At 68.4% G+C, this 22,248-nt stretch carries 25 protein-coding genes; 21 read left to right on the top strand and 4 right to left on the bottom strand.

The features are described 5' to 3' along the window. The first annotated feature begins 18 nt into the window (after positions 1-18). On the top strand, positions 19-477 hold the full coding sequence (locus P3H15_RS07355; RefSeq protein WP_276136602.1) for a flavodoxin family protein: 459 nt from the start codon (positions 19-21) through the stop codon (positions 475-477). Positions 478-523: 46 nt separating this feature from the next. Further along, on the top strand, positions 524-1,756 hold the full coding sequence (locus tag P3H15_RS07350; RefSeq protein ID WP_276136601.1) for a winged helix-turn-helix domain-containing protein: 1,233 nt from the start codon (positions 524-526) through the stop codon (positions 1,754-1,756). 22 nt (positions 1,757-1,778) lie between these two features. On the opposite strand, the gene P3H15_RS07345 is transcribed toward P3H15_RS07350, so the two are convergent. Together P3H15_RS07345 and P3H15_RS07340 are read right to left on the bottom strand one after the other, a co-directional pair. After that, positions 1,779-2,213 carry an SRPBCC family protein gene (locus P3H15_RS07345; protein ID WP_276136600.1) on the bottom strand — a complete coding sequence of 145 codons (435 nt, stop codon included), beginning with the start codon at positions 2,211-2,213 and terminating at the stop codon, positions 1,779-1,781. A 102-nt stretch (positions 2,214-2,315) separates the two neighbouring features. Then, on the bottom strand, positions 2,316-2,792 hold the full coding sequence (locus P3H15_RS07340; RefSeq protein WP_206015356.1) for a toxin-antitoxin system HicB family antitoxin: 477 nt from the start codon (positions 2,790-2,792) through the stop codon (positions 2,316-2,318). Between the two features lie 155 nt (positions 2,793-2,947). On the opposite strand from P3H15_RS07340, the gene thyX reads away from it, so the two are divergent. The 6 genes from thyX to P3H15_RS07310 all read left to right on the top strand — a co-directional run bounded on the left by thyX (position 2,948) and on the right by P3H15_RS07310 (position 11,114). Next, positions 2,948-3,700, top strand: coding sequence for an FAD-dependent thymidylate synthase (gene thyX, locus P3H15_RS07335; RefSeq protein WP_087555775.1), 753 nt, complete (start codon positions 2,948-2,950; stop codon positions 3,698-3,700). A 43-nt stretch (positions 3,701-3,743) separates the two neighbouring features. Continuing rightward, on the top strand, positions 3,744-4,652 hold the full coding sequence (gene dapA, locus P3H15_RS07330) for a 4-hydroxy-tetrahydrodipicolinate synthase (RefSeq protein ID WP_015890417.1): 909 nt from the start codon (positions 3,744-3,746) through the stop codon (positions 4,650-4,652). Continuing rightward, the gene (locus P3H15_RS07325; RefSeq protein ID WP_276136599.1) at positions 4,649-6,619 is read left to right on the top strand and encodes a ribonuclease J; all 1,971 of its coding nucleotides are present in this window, start codon (positions 4,649-4,651) and stop codon (positions 6,617-6,619) included. Before dapA ends, P3H15_RS07325 begins: the two co-directional genes overlap by 4 nt. Positions 6,620-6,644: 25 nt before the next feature. Then, positions 6,645-7,268 carry a TIGR03085 family metal-binding protein gene (locus tag P3H15_RS07320; protein ID WP_276136598.1) on the top strand — a complete coding sequence of 208 codons (624 nt, stop codon included), beginning with the start codon at positions 6,645-6,647 and terminating at the stop codon, positions 7,266-7,268. 79 nt (positions 7,269-7,347) lie between these two features. Next, a complete protein-coding gene (locus P3H15_RS07315) occupies positions 7,348-9,921 on the top strand; it encodes a DNA translocase FtsK (protein ID WP_276136597.1) in 2,574 nt (857 codons plus the stop codon). A 209-nt stretch (positions 9,922-10,130) separates the two neighbouring features. After that, positions 10,131-11,114 carry a TerC family protein gene (locus P3H15_RS07310; RefSeq protein WP_276136596.1) on the top strand — a complete coding sequence of 328 codons (984 nt, stop codon included), beginning with the start codon at positions 10,131-10,133 and terminating at the stop codon, positions 11,112-11,114. Between the two features lie 42 nt (positions 11,115-11,156). Here the strand turns inward: P3H15_RS07310 and P3H15_RS07305 are convergent, their stop codons facing one another. Together P3H15_RS07305 and P3H15_RS07300 are read right to left on the bottom strand one after the other, a co-directional pair. Next, positions 11,157-11,441, bottom strand: coding sequence for a YciI family protein (locus tag P3H15_RS07305; protein ID WP_072942431.1), 285 nt, complete (start codon positions 11,439-11,441; stop codon positions 11,157-11,159). A gap of 73 nt (positions 11,442-11,514) precedes the next feature. Beyond that, positions 11,515-12,039 carry an amino-acid N-acetyltransferase gene (locus P3H15_RS07300; RefSeq protein WP_072942430.1) on the bottom strand — a complete coding sequence of 175 codons (525 nt, stop codon included), beginning with the start codon at positions 12,037-12,039 and terminating at the stop codon, positions 11,515-11,517. Positions 12,040-12,156: 117 nt separating this feature from the next. On the opposite strand from P3H15_RS07300, the gene pgsA reads away from it, so the two are divergent. The 13 genes from pgsA (at position 12,157) to recX (ending at position 22,143) form a co-directional block, all read left to right on the top strand. Next, positions 12,157-12,819 (top strand): CDP-diacylglycerol--glycerol-3-phosphate 3-phosphatidyltransferase, encoded by a 663-nt coding sequence (pgsA, locus tag P3H15_RS07295; protein WP_276136595.1) that lies wholly within the window; start codon positions 12,157-12,159, stop codon positions 12,817-12,819. Beyond that, positions 12,816-13,316 carry a CinA family protein gene (locus tag P3H15_RS07290; RefSeq protein WP_276136594.1) on the top strand — a complete coding sequence of 167 codons (501 nt, stop codon included), beginning with the start codon at positions 12,816-12,818 and terminating at the stop codon, positions 13,314-13,316. Before pgsA ends, P3H15_RS07290 begins: the two co-directional genes overlap by 4 nt. 71 nt (positions 13,317-13,387) lie before the next feature. Next, positions 13,388-13,774, top strand: a complete 387-nt coding sequence (locus P3H15_RS07285; protein ID WP_072942427.1) for a helix-turn-helix domain-containing protein — start codon at positions 13,388-13,390, stop codon at positions 13,772-13,774. A 154-nt stretch (positions 13,775-13,928) separates the two neighbouring features. Continuing rightward, positions 13,929-14,759 carry a PspA/IM30 family protein gene (locus tag P3H15_RS07280; RefSeq protein ID WP_276136593.1) on the top strand — a complete coding sequence of 277 codons (831 nt, stop codon included), beginning with the start codon at positions 13,929-13,931 and terminating at the stop codon, positions 14,757-14,759. A 17-nt stretch (positions 14,760-14,776) separates the two neighbouring features. Further along, positions 14,777-15,607, top strand: a complete 831-nt coding sequence (locus P3H15_RS07275; protein WP_276136592.1) for a hypothetical protein — start codon at positions 14,777-14,779, stop codon at positions 15,605-15,607. Positions 15,608-15,795: 188 nt separating this feature from the next. Continuing rightward, complete coding sequence (locus P3H15_RS07270; RefSeq protein WP_007296377.1) at positions 15,796-15,972, top strand: hypothetical protein; 177 nt, start codon at positions 15,796-15,798, stop codon at positions 15,970-15,972. 16 nt (positions 15,973-15,988) lie between these two features. Continuing rightward, positions 15,989-16,705 (top strand): PIG-L deacetylase family protein, encoded by a 717-nt coding sequence (locus P3H15_RS07265; protein ID WP_276136591.1) that lies wholly within the window; start codon positions 15,989-15,991, stop codon positions 16,703-16,705. Positions 16,706-16,853: 148 nt separating this feature from the next. Beyond that, a complete protein-coding gene (locus tag P3H15_RS07260; RefSeq protein WP_276136590.1) occupies positions 16,854-17,486 on the top strand; it encodes a TetR/AcrR family transcriptional regulator in 633 nt (210 codons plus the stop codon). Next, positions 17,483-19,027, top strand: coding sequence for a glycerol-3-phosphate dehydrogenase/oxidase (locus P3H15_RS07255; protein ID WP_276136589.1), 1,545 nt, complete (start codon positions 17,483-17,485; stop codon positions 19,025-19,027). The genes P3H15_RS07260 and P3H15_RS07255 overlap by 4 nt, the downstream gene beginning before the upstream one ends. Before the next feature lie 27 nt (positions 19,028-19,054). Then, positions 19,055-20,203, top strand: a complete 1,149-nt coding sequence (locus tag P3H15_RS07250) for a glycosyltransferase (protein ID WP_276136588.1) — start codon at positions 19,055-19,057, stop codon at positions 20,201-20,203. A gap of 33 nt (positions 20,204-20,236) precedes the next feature. Continuing rightward, the gene (locus tag P3H15_RS07245; protein WP_015890433.1) at positions 20,237-20,431 is read left to right on the top strand and encodes a DUF3046 domain-containing protein; all 195 of its coding nucleotides are present in this window, start codon (positions 20,237-20,239) and stop codon (positions 20,429-20,431) included. 144 nt (positions 20,432-20,575) lie between these two features. Continuing rightward, complete coding sequence (recA, locus tag P3H15_RS07240) at positions 20,576-21,619, top strand: recombinase RecA (RefSeq protein ID WP_185729301.1); 1,044 nt, start codon at positions 20,576-20,578, stop codon at positions 21,617-21,619. Positions 21,620-21,627: 8 nt separating this feature from the next. After that, positions 21,628-22,143: a recombination regulator RecX gene (gene recX, locus P3H15_RS07235; RefSeq protein ID WP_276136587.1), complete on the top strand. Its 516-nt coding sequence runs from the start codon at positions 21,628-21,630 to the stop codon at positions 22,141-22,143. Positions 22,144-22,248 lie beyond the last annotated feature (105 nt).

Below are 22,248 nucleotides of genomic sequence, written 5' to 3'. Positions count from 1 at the left end.
GGTCGTACGCTGACGACTGTGAAGTCGCTACTCGTCGTCCACCACACGCCGTCGCCGGTGACCCGTGAGTGCCTCGAAGCCGTACTGAAAGGCGCCCGGGACCCCGACATCGACGGGGTCGAGGTGAAGTCGATCCCCGCACTCGGCGCGACCGTCCCCGACGTCCTCGCGGCCGACGGGTTCCTGTTCGGGACCTCCGCCAACTTCGGCTACATGTCCGGTGCGCTGAAGCACTTCTTCGACACCGTCTACTACCCGTGCCTCGACGCGGTCGCCGGGCGGCCCTACGGACTCTGGGTGCACGGCAACAACGACACCGCCGGGGCCGTGAAGTCGGTGCAGAAGATCGTGACCGGGCTGGCGCTCACCCAGGTCGCCGAGATCCTGGAACTGACCGGATCTGTCGACGCGAGTGCGCGGGAGCGGTTGTACGAACTCGGTGCGACGGTGGCGGTCACGCTGGCCGACGACGCCTGACCACGTCGCCGTCGACTGTGTCGGTGGCCGATGGCAAGCTTCGGGCATGCGTGAGATGACCGCCGCCGCGGCCAGGAGAACGGCGCTCTGGGCGCAGGGTTTCGCCGACCGGAAGCCGGCCGGTACGCCGACGCGCAGGCACGTCCGTTCGGTTCTCGACCGCGTGCGGTTGTTCCAGATCGACTCCGTGTCGGTGGCCGTGCGTGCCCACTACGTCCCGCTGTTCAGCCGTCTCGGGGTGTACGACCGCGGTCTGGTCGACTCGGCGGCGTGGTCGCACTCCGCCCGCGCACCCCGCATGCTGGCGGAGTACTGGGCGCACGAGGCGGCGTTCATCCCGGTCGAGGACTGGCCGCTGCTGCGCTGGCGGATGCACCGGTACCGGCACGGACGCTGGTCCGGCGAATCCCGCGTACTCGACCGCAATCCCACGCTCGCCGCCGACGTGCTCGACGTGATCGGCGCCGTCGGTGCGTGCAGCGCGGGTGACGTGGAGAAACACCTCGAGGTCGACCGGCCCGACCGCAAGGGTCCTTGGTGGGATCGCAGCGACACCAAAGTGGTGTGCGAGCAGCTGTTCGCGTCCGGCGCGCTGGCGGTCGACAAGCGCGTCGCCTTCACCCGTCACTACGACCTCACCGAACGGGTGCTGCCGAAAGCGGTTCTCGCCGAGAATGTTTCGGAGGACGATGCCGTCCGTGGCCTGGTGCAACGGTCCGCGCGGGCCCTCGGGGTGGCCACCGAACCCGATCTGCGCGACTACTACCGGCTGTCGCCGGCGCAGACCGCCGCGGCCGTCGAGGACCTCGTCGAGGACGGTGTGCTCGAACGGGTCGACGTCCGGGGCTGGGAGGCACCGGCATTCGTCCACCGCGACGTCCGGGTTCCCCGGAAGGTGGAGGGGGCGGCGCTGCTCTGCCCGTTCGATCCGCTGGTCTTCTGCCGGCCCCGCACCGAGCGGGTATTCGACTTCCGGTACCGCCTCGAGATCTACACCCCCGCGCACAAACGTGTCCACGGGTACTACGTCTTCCCGTTCCTGCTGAACGGTGAACTGGTGGCGAGGGTCGATCTCAAGGCCGACCGCGCGTCGGGGACGCTCGAGGTGCGATCCGCGTTCGTCGAACCCGACCGGAATCCGGGGCACGTGGTGGAGGCGCTGGTTCCGGAATTGCGAAGAATGGCAACGTGGTTGGGCCTGGACGACGTCCGGGTGGACGATCGCGGCAACCTCGGTGCTCTCCTCGCGGCCGAGGCGTCGCGGCCGCGAGGAGAGTGAAGAACTCGAGCCTCTCGGCTGCCTACAGGCTCTCGACGAACTTCGTCAGGCCCTTGCTCGCGGTGTCGAGCGCCGTCTTCTGCGCCTTCTTCACGAGGAACCCCGGCAGCGGAATCTTCGGGTCGACCGTCAATTCGAACGTCACCTTGGTGCCGACGCCGGACTCGGTGAGGACGTACGACCCGTCCTGGGCGTTCTGCTGGCCGCTCTCGACGAGGTGCCACGACACCGTGTTGTCGCCCTCGAACGTGTAGTCGACGACCTGCTCGTCGCTGATCCCGAGGATGGAGACGCTCATCCGGACTCGGTGGGGGCGGCCGTCGTCGTGTGTGCTCTCGATGGTGACCGACTTGTGGGCCGAGGACCACTCGGGCAGGCGATCCACCGCAGCGATCGCGGCCATCACCGTGGCCGGATCGGCCTTGATCTCGAATTCCTTGACGCCGGAAACGGCCATGTTCTTCGCTCCTTCGAGCCCGTGGCGACTCTCACCGTGTGGCTGATGCGACGTAATTACATCACCGCCGCCGACGGGCGCGTGGAGTGAGTGCACCGGCGCTCAGAAATCGCCTCTCCCGTTCCGGCGCATCTGGTCCTTGAGCGCGCCCTGGACCGCTTGCGACACCCAGGAATTGAGTGACACCCCGTTCTGGGAGGCGGCCTCCTCGGCCTTCGACTTGATCTGATCCATCAGGCGGAGGGTGACGCGGCTGATGTCACCGGTGACGTCATCGAACGCGGCACCGATGTCCTCGGCGGTGGCGGTGCGTTCCCCGTCCGGCCCGGGCTGGGCGGGAGTGCGGTGCACGTCGACCGCCACCTCGCTGCCGTCCAGACGCACGCCGACGGTGCGATTGCCGAGTTCGGAAGACACCTCTCCCGCAAAGTCGGTGAGCGCCGACAGGAGGAGCAGGCGCGCGGCGGGCTCGACTGCGGCGGCGAGCGCCGCAGCGGTCGCCCGCGTCTGCTCGTCGCCGAGTGCGGCTGCTGCGTTCAGGTCGTCTCGCAGCCGTGAGACATAGATGCCGAGGTCCATGACGCCAGCATGACGTCAACTGTGACGTCAGTCAAGCAGTCGTGACCTCGGTGTGGTGATGTCACCCTCGGACAGTGCCGGGCCGACGCTGCGACTAGGGTCGATGCATTCAGGAGGGACTCCCGACCAGGGAGTTCGGTAGGAGGATCAGCGCAGTGCCGCAGACCGTGCCGCTCAGGGTGCAACTCGTCGCGAAGACCGAGTTCTTTCCACCGGCGGACATCCCGTGGGAGACCGACGCCGACGGCGGCGAAGCGCTGGCGGAATTCGCGGGCCGGGCGTGCTACCAGAGCTGGTCCAAACCCAACCCCCGCACCGCGACCAACGCCGGATACCTGCGTCATCTGCTCGAGGTCGGGCACGAGTCGGTCCTCGAACACGGCACCGTCAGCTTCTACATCACCGGCATCTCCCGGTCCTGCACCCACGAGTTGATCCGGCACCGCCACTTCTCCTACTCGCAGCTGTCGCAGCGCTTCGTGCGTGAGAACGAGGGGAACGTCGTCGTCCCGCCCGCGATCGCCGGCGACCCCGAACTCGAGGAGCTGTTCGCGAAGGCCACCGACGCCAGCAGAACGGCGTACGGCGAACTCCTCGAGGCCCTCGAATCGAAACTGGCCGACACCTCCAACGTGCCGCTGCGCAACAAGCAGGCGAGGCAGGCCGCGAGGGCCGTCCTGCCCAACGCGACGGAGACCCGCGTGGTGGTCACCGGCAACTACCGCGCCTGGCGGCACTTCGTCTCGATGCGGGCCACCGAGCACGCCGACGTGGAGATTCGCCGTGTCGCGGTCGAGTGCCTGCGGCAGCTGCAGGCGGCCGCACCGAATGTCTTCGGCGACTTCGAGGTACTGGACTGGGGCGACGGCACCGAGGTGGCGCGGAGCACGTTTTCCGCCGACGCGTGACTGGTGTGCAAAAGTACCTGGGTCACCGGGTAGCCTTCTGACCATGACCTACGGTGATTCCGCTTCTCCAGTCGAGCGTCCGTTCGGCACCGTGTCCACAGCGATGGTGACGCCGTTCACCTCGGACGGAAAGCTGGACGTCGACGCCGGTGTCCGCCTCGCGGCGTACCTCGTCGACAACGGGTGCGACTCCCTCGTGCTCGCCGGCACGACCGGTGAGTCGCCGACGACCACCGAAAACGAGAAGCTCGAGCTGCTCCGGGCGGTCATCGACGCGGTGGGCAACCGCGCGAAGATCATCGCCGGCGCGGGCAGCAACGACACCGCGCACAGCGTCGAACTCGCCCGTGACGCCGCCCGCGCCGGCGCGCAGGGCCTCCTCGTCGTCACCCCCTACTACTCGCGTCCGCCGCAGGCCGGACTGTTCGCGCACTTCACCGCCGTCGCCAACGCCACCGACCTTCCGGTCATGCTCTACGACATTCCACCCCGCTCCGTGGTCCCCATCGAGACGGAGACCATCCGGCGCCTCGCCGAGCACCCGCGCATCGTCGCGGTCAAGGACGCCAAGGGCGACCTCAACGCGGGCGCCGAGCTGATCGGCACCACCGACCTCCAGTTCTACTCGGGTGACGATCCGCTCAACCTGCCGTGGCTGTCGGTGGGCGCGACGGGATTCGTCAGCGTCATCGGGCACCTCGTGCCCGGCCGGTTGCGTGAACTGCACACCGCCTTCGCGGCCGGGGACATCGCCCGCGCCCGCGCCATCAACCTCAGCCTCATCCCGGTCATCCGCTCGGTGGCGCGTCTGGGCGGCGTGAGCGCGTCGAAGGCGGGTCTGCGCCTGATTGGCCTCGACGTCGGTGAACCCCGGTTGCCGCAGGTGGCGCCCACGCACGATCAGATCGATCTCCTGGCTGCCGATCTGCACGCCGCGGGGGTGCTCGCGTGACCCGACCGCCTCGTCGTCGCAGCGCCAGCCGCCAGGCAGGTCCCCCTTCCCCCACCGCGAGCGAGCCGACGACGCCGGCCCCCGCTGCCGAGCCGGCGAAGTCCGCGCCCGTCGTCGCCGACGAGCCGAGTGCCCCGAAGTCGGAGCAGGCCAAGTCCGCGCCCGTGAAGACCGCCTCCACGAAGGGCGGCGCCGCCAACAAGTCGTCGTCGCGCTCCGGACGGCGCGGCGGCAGCAAGCGTCAGGACTCGCGGCCGGCCGCGGTCGATCCGACGGCCCGGCTCGGCGCCCCGCCGAAGGCCCCGTTCAAGGGTCTGCGGGTGGTGGCTCTGGGCGGCATCGGCGAGATCGGTCGCAACATGACCGTCTTCGAGCACCAGGGCAAACTGCTCATCGTCGACTGCGGTGTGCTGTTCCCGGAAGACCAGCAGCCTGGTGTCGACCTGATCCTCCCGGACTTCCGGCACATCGAGGACCGCATGGACGACGTCGAGGCAGTCGTCCTCACACACGGCCACGAGGACCACATCGGCGCCATCCCGTTCCTGCTGCGCCTGCGTCCGGATCTGCCTGTCGTCGGTTCGCGGTTCACGCTCGCGCTCGTCGCGGCCAAGTGCCGTGAGCACCGCCAGCGCCCCAACCTCGTCGAGGTCGTCGAGGGTCAGCGCACCGAACACGGCCCATTCGAGTGCGAGTACTTCGCCGTCAACCACTCGATCCCCGACGCCATTGCCGTCGCGATCCGGACCGACGCCGGCGTCGTCCTGCACACCGGCGACATCAAGCTCGACCAGTTGCCGCTCGATGGCAGGCTCACCGACCTCGCCGGCTTCTCCCGTCTCGGCGACGAGGGCGTCGACCTGTTCCTCGTCGACTCCACCAACGCCGAGGTGCCGGGATTCGTCACCCCCGAACGTGAGATCGGGGGAGTGCTCGACAACGTCATCGGCAAGGCCCGGCAGCGTGTGATCGTGGCCTCCTTCGCCAGCCACGTGCACCGCATCCAGCAGGTCGTCGACGTCGCGCACCGGTACAACCGGCGGGTCGCGTTCGTGGGCCGGTCGATGGTCCGCAACATGCAGATCGCGCAGGATCTCGGCTACCTGAGCGTCCCGGACGGTCTGGTCGTCGACATCGACACCGCGGCCAACCTGCCCGACGACCGGCTCGTCCTCATCTCCACCGGCTCGCAGGGCGAACCGCTGTCGGCGTTGTCGCGGATGGCCCGCGGCGAGCACCGGCAGATCAACATCCGGGCCAACGACCTCGTCGTGCTGGCCTCGTCGCTGATCCCCGGCAACGAGAACTCCGTGTTCGCCGTCGTCAACGGCCTCGCCAAGCGCGGCGCCACCGTCGTCACCCAGCAGAGCGCGAAGGTGCACGTCTCCGGTCACGCCTCGGCGGGTGAGCTCCTGTACCTGTACAACGCGGTCCGGCCCACCAACGCGATGCCGGTCCACGGCGAATGGCGCCACCTGCGGGCCAACGCCGCCCTCGCGAAGGCGACCGGCGTGCCGGAGGAGCGGATCGTGCTCGCCGAGGACGGTGTGGTGGTCGACATGGTCGACGGTCTCGCCGAGATCGTCGGGCAGGTTCCCGTCGGGCACGTCTACGTCGACGGACTGTCCGTCGGCGACGTCGGCGACTCCACACTGTCGGACCGGTTGGTCCTCGGTGAGGGCGGGTTCATTGCCATCAACGTCGTCATCGACGACCACACGGGCCGCGCCGTCAGCACCCCCGAGGTGTCCGGACGCGGATTCTCCGACGACCCGACGGCCCTCAAGGACGCGGCACAGTTGGTCGAGGCGGAGCTGCTGCGCCTGGCCACCGAAGGCATCAACGACGCTCACCGCATCGCCCAGGCGATCCGGCGTGTCGTCGGCAGATGGGTGGCCGACAAGTACCGTCGCCGGCCGATGATCGTCCCGACCGTCATCGCGGTGCCGTCGGCGGAGGGCAAGTAGTTCTCCGACAGGTAGATTCGGTCGGGTGACCTTCGCCCGAGATGAACGCCTCGCCCTCGTCGACTCGATGGCCGAATTCGGTCCCGACGCCCCGACCCTCTGCGGGACGTGGACCAACCGGGACCTGGCCGCCCACCTGATCGTGCGCGAACGACGCCTCGACGCTGCCCCCGGCATCGTCGTGGGCCTGCTCGCCGGGTACACCGAACGCGTCCAGAACGAGACGGCGACGCGTCCGTGGAGCCGGCTGCTGGACGAGGTCCGGTCGGGTCCGCCGATGTGGTCGCCGATGTACTGGGTGGACGCGCAGGTGAACCTGGGGGAGATGTTCGTCCACCACGAGGACGTGCGCCGCGCCCACGACGGGTGGGAGCCGCGCGTGCTGCCCGCCGACCGTCAGGACGCGCTGTGGGGTCTCGCGCGCAAGGTCGGCAAGCTCGGCTACCGGCACGCCCCGGTGACGGTGGTACTCGAGCGGCCGTCCGGGGAGCAGGCCACCGTCCGCACGGCCGGCACCGGCCGGGTGATCCTGCGGGGGGAACCGTCGGAACTCGCCCTGCACGCGTTCGGCCGGAATCGGGTGCGGATCGAGACCGAGGGCGATGCCGCCGACATCGAGGCCGTGACTTCCCTCGACCGAGGGTTCTGAGGCCATTTCGACGCAGCTCTGCCGTGTTACGGGTGTTGCGGATGGTCCGGAAGGGGCCGTAGCGACTAATCTGAGAGCCATGGCAGGTAAGGCGAGCGCCCGCGGTTCGAGCACGACGTCCAAGCCCAAGTCCCGCACGACCCGGACGGTCAGCACTCCGCGTAAATCCACGTCGCCCCGCGGCGGCGCCCGGAGGCCCGCCGCGACGAAGGCGTCCGCATCCGGTCCCCTGAAGTCGGTGGGCCGGGGAATCGGCGGCGGCTGGTCGCTCGTGGCGAAGGGAGTCGGAGCCACCACCCGCACCGTCGGCAAGGCGGCCGAGATCGAGCAGGGCCACCGGCGCGACGGCATCGCCCTCGGACTGATTGCGATCAGCGTCGTGGTCGCCGGCGGAATCTGGTTCTCCGCGGGCGGTCCGGTGGGCGAGTGGATCGAGACCGGAGTCCGCGCCGTGTTCGGCGGGGTATCCGCTGTCCTGCCCCTGATCGGTGTCGCCGTCGCGGTGACCCTGATGCGGACCGAACCGAAACCCGAGATCCGGCCCCGGCTGGTGCTGGGGTCGCTGCTGGTCGGTCTGCCGGTTCTCGGCCTGTGGCACATCGCGACGGGGTCGCCCGCCGACGCCGACGGCAGGGCCCGCGGCGCCGGCTTCGTCGGGTACGCGGCGGGCGGTCCCCTGACCGACGGTCTCACCGTGTGGCTCGCCGCGCCGCTGCTGCTGATGGCGGCACTGTTCGGTGTCCTGCTCCTGACCGGGACCACGGTCCGCGAGGTGCCCGGCAAGCTGCAGTCGTACTTCGGAACGTCGTTCGGCCGCGATCACTACGCCGACTACGACAGCGAGTACTACGAGGACGGCGAATACGACCCCACCCTCTTCGATGCCGACGGCTACCCCGTCGACGACTACAAGACCGGGGTCCGGGGTGCCCCGGCCGACAACTATCCCACCGACGAGTACGACGTCAGCGGCACCGCGAAGACGGAGGTGCTCGGGCTGTGTGAGACCGAGCCCGCCACGGAACCCGTGCCCGCTCCGGCACCGGCCCCGAAACGGCCGCGCGCCAAGGCCAAGCCCGTCGTCGCCCCGAAGCCGGAACCCGAACCGGAACCTCTGCCCGACGTCGACAAGTTCGTCACCGACCGGGTGGTCGAGGGCGACTACACACTGCCGCCGACGTCCCTGCTCATCGAGGGCGATGCGCCGAAGACGCGCAGTTCGGCCAACGACGCGATGATCGAGGCCATCACCGAGGTCCTCGAACAGTTCAAGATCGACGCCGCCGTCACCGGATTCACCCGCGGCCCGACCGTCACCCGCTACGAGGTGGAACTCGGCCCGGGTGTGAAGGTCGAGAAGATCACCGCGCTCGCCCGCAACATCGCGTACGCCGTCGCCACCGACAACGTGCGCCTGCTCGCGCCGATCCCGGGCAAGTCCGCGGTGGGTATCGAGGTCCCCAACTCCGACCGTGAGATGGTGCGCCTCGCCGACGTGCTCACCGCCCCGACCACCCGCAAGGACCACCACCCGCTGGTGATCGGTCTCGGCAAGGACATCGAGGGCGACTTCGTCAGCGCCAACCTCGCGAAGATGCCGCACCTGCTCGTGGCCGGTTCCACCGGTTCCGGTAAGTCCAGCTTCGTGAACTCGATGCTGGTGTCCCTGCTGTCCCGGGCGACACCCGACGAGGTCCGGATGATCCTCATCGACCCCAAGATGGTGGAGTTGACGCCGTACGAAGGCATTCCGCACCTCATCACGCCCATCATCACCCAGCCGAAGAAGGCGGCGGCCGCGCTGGCCTGGCTGGTGGAGGAGATGGAGCAGCGTTACCAGGACATGCAGGCCAACCGGGTGCGCCACATCGACGACTTCAACTCCAAGGTGAAGTCGGGTGAGATCACGGCGCCGCTCGGCAGCGAACGGGTCTACCGGCCGTACCCGTACATCCTCGCCATCGTCGACGAACTCGCCGACCTCATGATGACCGCGCCGCGCGACGTCGAGGACGCGATCGTCCGCATCACCCAGAAGGCGCGCGCCGCCGGTATCCACCTCGTGCTGGCCACGCAGAGGCCCTCGGTGGACGTCGTGACGGGTCTGATCAAGACCAATGTGCCGTCCCGGCTGGCCTTCGCGACGTCGTCCCTGACCGACTCCCGGGTCATCCTGGACCAGCCCGGCGCCGAGAAGCTGATCGGTATGGGCGACGGGCTGTTCCTGCCGATGGGTGCGGGCAAGCCGACCCGCCTGCAGGGTGCGTTCATCACCGACGAAGAGATCTCCGCGGTCGTCGATTTCAGCAAGAACCAGGCGGAGCCGGAGTACACCGAGGGTGTCACCGCCGCGAAGGTCGGGGAGAAGAAGGACGTCGATCCCGACATCGGCGACGATATGGATGTGCTGTTGCAGGCGGTGGAACTCGTCGTCTCCAGCCAGTTCGGGTCCACGTCGATGCTGCAGCGGAAACTGCGGGTCGGATTCGCGAAGGCGGGCCGCCTGATGGACCTGATGGAGACCAGGGGCGTGGTGGGCCCCAGCGAGGGCTCGAAGGCCCGCGAGGTCCTCATCAAGCCCGAGGAACTCGACGGCCTGTTGTGGTCGATCCGTGGCGGCGACCCGGACGAGGCCCCGCCCGACCAGGGGTGACACACGATGCGCGTGTCCGAAATGTGCGGTTCGCGCGCACTGTGGTTGAATGGTCTCCGAATTGGAGGGGAGTATCCCCACCTCTGTGACAGCATCGTCAACACGATCGGCACCGTTGCCGATCCGGGGCTGTCAGTCGCTCGGGCGAATATTCCGGTGCGGCGGGAGAGACCTCCGGTACCCGCTAGGTCTACCGGAGGTCTGTGTTCATGCATGTGTCACCGCTGGTCTGGGTCATCACCTGTGTGGTGATTCTCGGACTGTTCGTGTTCGACTTCTTCGCTCACGTACGTACCCCGCACGCCCCCACGTTCCGTGAGTCGGCGTTCTGGTCGTCGGTCTACATCGGCGTCGCGATCCTGTTTGGCCTGATCGTGATGTGGCTGTGGGGAAGTCAGTACGGCGGCGAATATTTCGCCGGATACGTCACCGAGAAGGCGTTGTCGGTCGACAACCTGTTCGTGTTCGTCATCATCATGGGAACGTTCGCGGTGCCGCGGGAGTACCAGCAGAAGGTGCTGCTGATCGGCATCGTGATGGCGCTGGTGATGCGCGGAATCTTCATCGGCGTCGGCGCCGCGGCGATCAACGCGTACAGCTGGGTGTTCTACCTGTTCGGCGCGTTCCTCATCTACACCGCGTACACGCTGGTGCGTGATCACGGGCACGAGAAGGAGGTAGAGGAGGAACGCGACAGCAAGATCGTCGCCATCGCGAAGAAGATCCTCCCCACCACGGACACCTACGACGGCGACAAGCTCGTCACGCGGATCAACGGCAAGCGCGTCGTGACGCCGCTGCTGCTCGCGCTGGTCGCCATCGGATTCACCGACGTGCTGTTCGCGCTCGACTCGATCCCCGCGATCTACGGGCTCACCCAGGAGCCGTACCTGGTGTTCACGGCCAACGCGTTCGCGCTGATGGGTCTGCGTCAGCTGTACTTCCTGATCGGCGGCTTGCTGGATCGCCTGGTGTACCTGTCGTACGGCCTGTCGATCATCCTGGCGTTCATCGGCGTCAAGCTGGTTCTGCACGCTCTGCACGAGAACACGCTGGGCTTCGTCAACGGCGGGGAACACGTGGCCGTGCCGGAGGTGTCGACGGTGTTCTCGCTCGCCGTCATCATCGGTGTGCTGGCAGTGACGACCGTCGCCAGCCTCCTCAAGACGCGGAACACGACGCCGGCGAAGTAACTCCGCCGGGCGTCGTGCTCGAGGGGTCCGGTGCTCGGCGGTTCAGGAGCTGAATTCGCCGAGTACCGGAACCCATTCGACGATCCGGGTGGCCGTCACCAGGCCGTTGCGGGCGAACGGGTCGTGGGTGAAGAGCTGTTCCACGGTCGCCGCGTCGGCGGCGTCGACGATGATGAACGCGCCGCTACCGTCCGCGAACGGACCGGACGACACCACCGTCTTCTGCTCGGCCAGTTCGCCGAGCCACTCCCGGTGGGCGGGGCGATGCTCGTCGCGTCCGGCGACGGTATCGGCCGAATACGTGTACTCCACTACGAACAGGGACATGTTCTCGCTCTCTCGGGACGGGTTCATCGAACAAAAATGGGATCAGGGCCCATCTGTCTCACGCACTGGGATTTCAGAGAGTGAGAAGCATTCGGGTGTTGCCGAGGGTGTTCGGCTTGACGTAGCTCAGGTCGAGGAACTCGGCGACACCGGTGTCGTACGAACGGCACATCTCCGCGTACACCTCGGCGGTGACGGGTGTGCCGTCGATCTCCACGAATCCGTGCTTGCCGAAGAAGTCGACCTCGAACGTGAGAACGAACAGGCGCTCGAGTTCGAGTTCCCGCGCGACCTCGATCAATTTGGCCACCACGTGATGGCCCGCACCCTGGCCCTTGGCCGACGGATCGACGGCGATCGTGCGCACCTCGCCGAGGTCCGCCCACAGCACGTGCATTGCGCCACAACCGATCACGTTGCCGCCGCGCTCGGCCACCCAGAACTCCTGAACGGATTCGTACAGGGTCACGAGGTTTTTCTCGAGCAGGATCTTGCCGGAGTAGATGTCGATCAGACGCTTGATCTCGGGAACGTCGGAGGTTCGTGCTCGCCGCACGATCAGCTGATTGTCGGCGGTGTCCGGCGTCCGAGAAGTCATGTCGTGAACATTAGCCAACGGCCGTACCGATATTCTTAGGCACGTGCCGGTACGACCTACGAATCCCTCCCACTCCCCACCGCGTCCCGGGGTGCAGTTCGACGCTGCGGTGCTCCGATGAGCGCGCAGCGCGAGGATTGGACGGCCGCCGACAACCCGGCGGCCCCGGATCCGTCGGTCGAGCCCGCGAGTGAGACGGCCGTACCACTGCTGAACATCGCGAACATCCTGACGATCCTCCGGATCCTGCTGGTCCCCGTCTTCCTGGTCGTGCTGTTCGTCGGCGACGGACACTCGACGACGTGGCGCCTGATCGCCACCGGCGTGTTCGCGGTCGCCGCCATCACCGACCGGATCGACGGTCAACTCGCCCGCAAGCACGGCCTCGTCACCGATTTCGGCAAGCTCGCCGACCCCATCGCGGACAAAGCGCTGATCGGTGCCGCCCTCGTGGGTCTGTCGATTCTCGGCGACCTGCTCTGGTGGGTGACCGCGGTGATCGCGGTGCGGGAACTGGGCATCACGCTGCTCCGGTTCGCGGTCCTGCGGCACGCGGTCATTCCCGCGGGCCGGGGTGGCAAGCTCAAGACTCTCGTCCAGACGATCGCGATCGGGTTCTACCTGCTGCCGCTGCCGGACGGATTCGACGTCCTCGGATGGGTTCTGATGGGGGCGGCCGTGCTGCTGACGGTGGTGACCGGGCTGGACTACGTCGTGCAGGCCGTCCGGCTGCGAGCCGGGGTGCTCGAGGTCGAGGCGAACGCGAGCACCGGGGCGTGACCGACCCGTTGGTGGACGGCACGCGGGCCGCCGACCTGGTTGCCGTGCTCACCGCCCGCGGCGAGACCGTCGCCACCGCGGAATCGCTCACGGCGGGACTGCTCACCGCCACCATCGCCGGTGTGCCGGGCGCGAGCAACGTGCTGCGCGGCGGACTCGTCGTGTACGCCACCGACCTGAAGGCAACCCTCGCCGGGGTGGATCCCGCCCGGCTGGCGGAGGACGGGCCCGTGGCGCCGTCCACGGCACAGGCGCTCGCGGACGGCGCCCGCGCCCGCTGCGGCGCCGACTGGGGCGTCGGACTGACCGGCGTCGCCGGCCCCGACACGCAGGACGGACATCCCGTGGGCACGGTGTTCCTGAGCATTTCCGGTGCGGCCGGAACGTCGGTCCTCGAGCTCGGATTGACCGGCGGCCGGTGGCAGATCCGTAAATCTGCGGTTTCCGCCGCCGTGTCGGGACTCCTCGATCGTGTGCAGGAAACATCCGCAGGCTAAGGTCGGGAACCAATCGGTCCTGTTCGCGCGTTGAGATAGGCGAGACAGGTGACGGATGAAGGAGGAGCGAGATGGCGCTGCTATTGCGTGAGGCAATCGGTGACAGTCTTCGGCGTACGCGCGTTTCGCAGAGCCGGACCCTGCGTGAGGTCTCCAACAGTGCTCGTGTGAGCCTCGGGTACTTGTCCGAGGTCGAACGAGGGCGCAAGGAAGCCTCGAGTGAGCTCCTGGCTGCGATCTGCGACGCGCTGGACGTCCCACTGTCCGACGTGCTCGTCGACGTCAGCGAATCGCTGTCCGACGGGTCTTCGGCCAAGCGTGCGGACACCGAGCGGCACGCGGTCGAATCCGCGCCCGCAGAGGCCCCCGCCGCGAGCGCACGACCGGGTTCGACGACCATCGCCCGCGACACCCGGGTGGTCATCCCTGCACCCGCGCAGGCGCTGGCTGCCGCGTAGCAACACCCGTGCCGAACCGATAGATTTCAGTCAACCGCCGATCTCGTCGGCGGGTGAGCCAGGTAGTCGGGGCGCAGCCCTTGTTCCGGTGCGTGACGGTCGCGTATCGGGTCGCGCATCGCGCGGCGCAACAGATGGAGGCAGGATCAAACCCATGGCTAATCCTTTCGTCAAGGGATGGAAGTACCTGATGGCGCTCTTCAATTCCAAGATCGATGAGAAGGCTGACCCCAAGGTTCAGATTCAGCAGGCGATCGAGGATGCGCAGCGTCAGCACCAGGCCCTGTCGCAGCAGGCCGCGTCTGTCATCGGCAACCAGCGCCAGCTCGAGATGAAGCTCAGCCGCCAGCTCGACGAGGTGGAGAAGCTCAACGCCAACGCCCGTCAGGCCGTCAACCTGGCCGACCAGGCGCAGGCCGCCGGCGACACCGAGAAGGCCATCCAGTACACCAATGCCGCCGAGGCGTTCGCCGCACAGCTCGTCACCGCCGAGCAGGGCGTCGAAGACCTGAAGGCACTGCACGACCAGTCGCTGCAGGCAGCTGCCCAGGCGAAGAAGGCCGTGGAGCAGAACGCGATGGCTCTGCAGGCCAAGGTCGCGGAACGCACCAAGCTGCTCAGCCAGCTGGAGCAGGCCAAGATGCAGGAACGGGTCAGCGAGTCGCTGCGCTCCATGGACAGCACCCTCTCCGCTCCCGGCAACACGCCCAGCCTCGATGCCGTGCGCGACAAGATCGAGCGGCGCTACGCCGATGCCCTCGGTTCTGCGGAGCTGGCACAGAACTCGGTGTCGGGCCGCATGATGGAAGTGCAGCAGGCGAGCATCCAGATGGCCGGACACAGCCGCCTCGAGCAGATCCGGGCCTCCATGAAGGGCGATGCATTGCCGTCCGGCGGTACGGCCGGCGCACCGGCGACGCCCGCCGCCAACCCGAACCTCGACAAGCAGCCGCCGGCAGCAGGCCAGACCGGCACGGCGCAGTAACCGAATCGCCTGTGAGCATGAGTTCCACCCGACGTGGCCGACCTGGACGTTCAGTCCGGTCGGCCACTGTCGTGTCCGGGCTCGCCGGGATCCAGGGCGCACTGCGCGAGGCCGGTGAGTCCGTCGCGGACGCGGCGCAGCGGTGGCGCGACCCTCGTGAACGTCTCCTGCGGAAGAAACGGCGGGCCCGGCGTCGTGCGAAGCGCTACGGCATCGTGTCCGGAACCTCGGCCACCGGCGCCGCCGGTCTCGCTCTGATGGCTGCGCCGGAATGGTCGATGCTGATGGCCGGTGGGGGCGCGGTCGTGTTCGCGGTCCCCGCGGTGCTGGCCGTCAGCCGGTACCGCAAGCTCGACGCCGTGACCTTGCCGCCGGGTCTGCCTGCCCGCCGGGTGCTTCCGGCGCCGTCCTCGGTCGCCCGGGAGCCGATGGAGCGACTCGTGCACAGCGAACGGGCACTGCACGGCATCCTCGGCGTGCTGTCCCGGTCCGGGACCATCAGCGCCGAGGACATCGAGGACACCCATGCCACGGCCCGCTCCGCGGCAGCCGCGTTGCAGGCGGTGGCCCTCGACATCACGTCGATGGAGGACGCCGCCCGGGGGAGCCGGGCCGCAGCGGCGCCGCTCCACCGGGCGATCGCCTCGGCTGCCGCCCAACTCGGCGACGGCGTCGAACAATTCGAAGAACTGGTGGCCGCTGCCGCCGAGGTCGCCGTGCCCGGAACGGCGAGTGCCGTCGGCGAACTCGCCTATGAACGCGCGGAACTCGTGTCGGCGACCGAGAAACTCGCCGGCCTCGCGACGGCCCTCGGCGAGATCGACGACATCGTTCGCCGCTACCGCTGACCTCGTCGATCGACGCACGGCGCCCTGGGGACCCGGTGTGGGGGAGAACCCTGATCTTTCCCTGATCTTTACGTTGACCTGGTGATTTACCCGAGCCGGCGTGCCAGGCTGGTGTGCGTACCCGATAAATGGGGTCGACCGGACGTCGGGCGCAGAAATCGATCGGGGAGACGTGAGTGGAGGAAACCATGTTCTGGAAGATTGTTCTGGCTGTCGCGGCGATCTGGATCGCCCTCGCCGTGGTCGGTGCCCTCGTCAAGGGCCTGTTCTGGATTCTCGTCGTCAGCGCCGTCGTATTCGGTGTGTACCTGTTGATCAAGGCGATGTCGGGATCCGGCGAGAAATCGGACATCACGCGTAGCTGACGGGCATGCTCTACCCATGGAACCGGTACCGGAGGACTGGCATCGTGGGCTCGTCGTGGTCGCGCACCCCGACGACATCGAATACGGCGCAGCGGCGGCTGTGGCGCGCTGGACCGGGCAGGGTAAGGATATCCGCTATGTGCTCGCCACCAGCGGAGAGGCAGGGATCGCGGGCCTGCACCCGACGGAGTCGGGCCCGCTGCGGGAGGCGGAGGAGTGGCGCTCCGCGGCCGTGGTGGGGGTGACCGACGTCGAGTTCCTCGGTTATCCCGACGGCACCCTCGTCGAGAGTCTCGCACTCCGCCGCGACCTCGCCACGGCGATCCGTCGTCATCGTCCAGATCTCGTGGTGACGGCGAACTTTGGGGACACCTGGGGGCCGGGCCGGCTGAACAGCGCGGACCACCGCGCTCTCGGGCGAGCCGTCCTCGACGCCACCGCGGACGCCGCGAACGAATGGATCTTCCCCGAACTGGGGGAGTCGGGGTTGCCGCCGTGGCGCGGAGTCCGGTGGGTGGCGGTCCACACGATGACCCCCACCCATGCCGTGGATGTCACCCACACGGTGGATCGGGCGGTGCTCTCGCTGGCTGAGCACGTCCACTACCTGGAGGCGCTCAGCGACGTGCCGGTGGGGCAGCAGGCGCGGGCTCAGGTCGAGATGGTGACCGGGCGGCAACCGGGATTCGACGCCGAACACGCGGTGGGGTTCGAGCTCTACTACTTCGGCTGAGTTGTCGAAGCGCTCGCGATCGTGGTCATGCGTGGGTCAAGTCTTCGACGGCGGACGGCTCGAGGCACCCGCCGTCGGCCATACGCGAGGTGATTCGAATACCAGTGAGGTGCCGGCGGGGGATTCATGCGTTACGGTGTTACATACAATGTCTATTCGTAATCCACCGTCGCGTGACGACACCTCAGCGAGCGTCGAAGACTCCATTCTCGACGCCGCACGCTCGTGCATCCTCGATTTCGGACTGCGCCGCACCACCCTGGCGGAGGTCGCGCGGAGGGCCGGGGTCAGCAGGCCGACCGTCTACCGGCGCTGGTCGGACACCAGGGCAGTGGTCGCAGACCTCATGACCCGCGAGATCGCCGCCGTGATGCCCGAATTCTCCACCGAGGAATCGGTTCACCGCCAACTGGTCGACGCCGTGGTCCACGTGTCCACCGAGGTGCGTGACCATCCGCTGTTCGTGAAGATCCTGCGCTCGGATCAGGAACTGTTCACCACCTACATCCTCGAGCGGCTGGGGACCAGCCAGCGGGCGATCATCGACCAGGTCTCGGTCGCGGTGTCGGCGGGGCAGCACCAGGGCTCGATCCGCGCGGGGGACAGTCGTCAGATCGCCACCATGGTGCTGCTGATCGCACAGTCCGCGGTCCAGTCGGCCGTGATGGTCGCCGAGGAACTTCCCGGCGACGCCCTGACCGAACAACTCCGGCACGCCGTCGGCGCCTATCTGGCACCCGCAGCAGCCGACACCCACCCGACAGATCGAGGAGACCGGTGACCCACCCCAGCACGCCGCCCGTGAGCCGCTCGTCGGCGCTGAACGCCGCACGACGGGCACGCGAGCTCGACCAGCTGTCGAACGGCGCGCGCGTCGACGTCCTCGTGATCGGCGGCGGAGTGACCGGCGTCGGCGTCGCGCTCGACGCGGCATCACGCGGCCTCGACGTCGTGCTCGTGGAGAAGCGGGACCTCGCGTTCGGGACCAGCCGGTGGAGTTCGAAACTCGCCCACGGCGGACTGCGGTACCTGGCGTCGGGCAATGTCGGCATCGCCCGCGAGAGTGCGGTCGAACGCGGAATCCTGATGACCCGCACCGCGCCCCACCTCGTCCGGGCGCTGCCACAGCTCGTCCCCGTCCTCGATTCCACGACGCTGTTCGGAAAGTCCCTCGTCCGCACGGGATTCCTGGCCGGTGACCTGCTCCGTGCGAGCGCTCGCACGCCGTCGACGGTCCTGCCGCGATCGCGGACGGTCCGGGCCGACCGGGTGGTCGAACTGACCCCCGCTGTGCGCCGGGACGGTCTTCGGGGCGGCCTGATGGCCTTCGACGGCCAACTCGTCGACGACGCCAGGCTCGTGGTGTCCCTCGCGCGCACCGCGGCGCTCCACGGCGCGAAGGTGCTCACCCGGACGGGCGCCTACGACGTGACCGGGACATCCGCGACCCTGCGCGACGAACTGACCGGCTCGGAACTGTCGATCACCGCGCGCGCCGTGGTCAACGCGGCAGGCGTGTGGTCGGGTGAGATCGATCCGTCGATCACGCTCCGGCCCAGTCGCGGAACGCATCTGGTCCTGCCGGCGGAACGGCTCGGGAACCCGACCGCGGCGCTCACGGTTCCGATCCCCGGTGAGACCAATCGCTTCGTCTTCGCGCTGCCCGCACAGCTCGGCCGCGTGTACCTCGGCCTGACCGACGAGGCGGCGCCGGGACCCGTCCCCGACGTTCCGGAAGCGTCGGAGCAGGAAATCGACTTCCTGCTCGACACGGTCAACACCGCACTCGAAGTGCCGTTGCGGCGTTCGGACGTCCTCGGCACGTTCGCCGGACTGCGACCGCTGCTCGACACCGGCGACGGATCGACCGCCGACCTCTCACGCAACCACGCCGTCCTCCGCTCGGACACCGGTCTGGTCAGTGTGGTGGGCGGCAAGCTGACCACGTACCGGAAGATGGCGGAGGACGCCGTCGACGCCGCGGCGGCAGCGACGGGACTGGACGCGCGCCCCTGCCGGACCCGTGCCCTCCCGCTCGTCGGCGCCGCGACTCCCGAAGCGCTGCGCCAGGTTTCGGCCCCGCCGGTGCTGCTCGCCCGCTACGGAACGGAGGCGGCACTGATCGCCGCCGCCGACCCCGAACTGCTGACCCCGATCGCCGAGGGCGTGGACGTGAGCCGAGCCGAGTTCGAGTTCGCCGTGACCCACGAGGGAGCACTCGACGTCGACGACCTCCTCGACCGGCGCACCCGGATCGGCCTCGTCCCTGCCGACCGTGCGCGGTCTCTCGCCGCTGCGGAAGCCGTGTTCGAGAAACGGTGACGGCGACTGTGTGACACCCTGTGCTTCGTGCGAGTCGCCGTGGTCGCCGGGCCTGATCCCGGACATGCCTTTCCCGCCCTGGCCTTGTGCCTCGCCCTCATCGAGGCCGGGGACGAACCGGTCCTGTTCACCGGCGCCCGGTGGGTCGAGCCCGCGCGGGCGGCCGGTGTGCCTGCCGAGTTGCTGAAAGGTCTCGCGCCCCGCCCGACGGACGACGACCTCGACGCGGGGGCGCGCATCCACGCCCGCGCCGCGCACATCTCCACCGAGTTGCTCCCCGACCTGCGCGCGATGGGACCCGACCTCGTGGTCTCGGACATCCTCACCGCAGGCGGGGGCATGGCGGCGGAGCGGTTGGGGATCCCCTGGGTCGAGTTGTCCCCGCACCCGCTGTACGCGGCGTCACGGGGATTGCCGCCCATCGGAAGCGGGTTGGCTCCGGGGGTGGGAATCCGCGGCCGGGCCCGCGACACGCTCATGCGGGCGGCGACGGCGCGGTCGATCCGGCAGGGCGAGCGGCAGCGTTCCGAGGCCCGCGTCGGCGTCGGGTTGCCGGCGAAGGATCCGGGACCGGTGCGCCGGCTGATCGCGACGCTCCCCGCGCTCGAGGTGCCGAGGCCGGACTGGCCCGCGGAGGCGCACGTGGTCGGGCCACTGCTGTGGGAACCGACGAACGAGGTGCTCGAGCCGCCGGACGGTACCGATCCGCTGGTCATGGTGGCGCCGTCGACCGCGTTCACCGGTGCCGAGGGCATGCTCGAGACGACGCTCGCCGGTCTCGACGGGGCCGGCGTCCGCGTGATCGCGTCGATACTCGACGGATCTTCGGCCGCGGTTCCGCCCTGGGTGCGGGCGGGGCTCGGCCGTCAGGACGCGATGCTCCGCGAGGCCTCCGCGGTCGTCTGCGGCGGTGGCCACGGGATGCTGTCGAAGGCCCTGCTCGCAGGGGTCCCGGCGGTGGTGGTTCCCGGCGGCGGCGATCAGTGGGAACTCGCGAATCGCGCCGCGCGGCAGGGGAGTGCCGTCGTGGTGCGTCCCCCGAGCGCCGAGGCGCTCCGTGCGGCGGTCCAGCAGGTGCTCTCGCACGGCGCGCACGCGGAGGCCGCGCAGCGGGCCGCGCGGAGCGTCGCGGACGTGGCGGATCCGGTGGAGGTGTGCCGCGACGCGCTGCGATGAGAGCGCCGCCCGGGGTTCGGCTAGCGTGGAAGCGTGCGACTGACAGAATTTCACGAACTCGTCCGCGAAGAGTTCGGGCAGATGCGCGGCGACGCACTACTCGTCGACCACGTGCTGCTCAGTCTCGGGGGCAAGACCGCCGCCGAGGCCATCGAGGACGGCCGGGAACCCCGCGAGGTGTGGCGTGAACTCTGCGCCGAGTTCGACGTCCCACCGCAGCGCCGGTAGAAATCCGGCGTGTCGAACGGGCCGGTCGCGCCAATCGAACACATGTTCCCCTATGCTGGAGATGTTCGGTGGTCACGGTTCTTGTCGGTACCTGGATCTAACCTGACTGCAGATCACTGATGAGACTCGAGAATGGGGACGACGATGGCACCACAGGCACACGATCGAGACAAGGCGCTCGACCTCGCGCTGGCGCAGATCGACAAGAACTTCGGCAAGGGCTCGGTGATGCGCCTGGGCGAAGGTGTCCGTCAGCCGATCGCCGTCATCCCGACCGGCTCCATCTCGCTGGACGTCGCCCTCGGCATCGGCGGGCTGCCCCGCGGCCGTGTCGTCGAGATCTACGGCCCGGAATCCTCGGGTAAGACCACCGTCGCTCTGCACGCGGTCGCCAACGCCCAGGCGGCCGGCGGCATCGCCGCGTTCATCGACGCCGAGCACGCGCTCGACCCCGACTACGCCCAGAAGCTCGGCGTCGACACCGACGCACTGCTGGTGTCGCAACCCGACACCGGTGAGCAGGCGCTCGAGATCGCAGACATGCTGATCCGCTCCGGCGCCCTCGACATCCTCGTCGTCGACTCCGTGGCCGCTCTCGTCCCGCGCGCCGAGATCGAGGGCGAGATGGGCGACAGCCACGTGGGTCTGCAGGCGCGTCTGATGAGCCAGGCGCTCCGTAAGATGACCGGCGCGCTCAGCAACTCCGGCACCACCGCGATCTTCATCAACCAGCTGCGCGAGAAGATCGGCGTGATGTTCGGTTCCCCCGAGACCACCACCGGTGGTAAGGCGTTGAAGTTCTACTCGTCCGTGCGCCTCGACGTGCGGCGGATCGAGACCCTGAAGGACGGCACGGACGCGGTGGGCAACCGCACCCGCGTCAAGGTGGTCAAGAACAAGGTCGCGCCGCCGTTCAAGCAGGCCGAGTTCGACATCCTCTACGGTCAGGGAATCAGCAAGGAAGGCTCGCTGATCGACATGGGTGTCGAGCACGGGTTCATCCGCAAGTCGGGTTCCTGGTACACCTACGAAGGCGACCAGCTGGGGCAGGGCAAGGAGAACGCCCGCAAGTTCCTGTTGGAGAACACCGACATCCGGGACGAGATCGAGAAGAAGATCAAGGAAAAGCTCGGAATCGGTGCCGACGTCACTGCTGCTACGGACGACGCCGCCCCGGTCGAATTCTAGGCGCTGCCGTGCGTCCCACGGGCGAGGGTGGAACGGAGACGCAGGCCAAGGATTTGTGCCTGCGTCTCCTGACGGATCGTGCCCGGAGTCGAGCGGAGTTGTCCGACCGTCTGGCGAAGAAGGGGTACTCGGCCGACATCGCCGAGCGTGTACTGGATCGACTCACCGAGGTCGGGCTCGTCAACGACGCCGACTTCGCCCAGCAGTGGGTGCATTCACGGCACACGTACTCCGGTAAGGGAAAACGTGCGCTCGCACTGGAACTGCGCCGCAAGGGCATCGGTCAGGAAGACGCCACCGAGGCGCTCGCTCGGATCGACAGCGAAGACGAGCGAGCTCGAGCCACCGAACTGGTCGCGAAGAAACTGCGCACCGTGTCCACGGACGACCGTGACCGGGCGGTCCGCCGGCTGGTGTCCATGCTGGCGCGCCGCGGGTTCCCCCAGGGCATGGCGTTCGAGGTCGTCAAGGAGCAACTCGATCGTGCCGGCGCGGAAACCGACGGCCTGTTCGACGAGACCTGAATCGGACACAGCCCGACCATGATCACGACCTGACCACGATCACGACGAACGACACTGCGGTCGGACGGGAGCCGAGTTCCCATCCGACCGCAGTGTCGTTCGTGT

The organism is Rhodococcus sp. T2V, assembly GCF_029269925.1.
In the GTDB taxonomy this organism is placed as follows: Bacteria; Actinomycetota; Actinomycetes; order Mycobacteriales; family Mycobacteriaceae; genus Rhodococcus_F; species Rhodococcus_F koreensis.
This window is presented reverse-complemented; position numbering and strand designations above follow the sequence as displayed.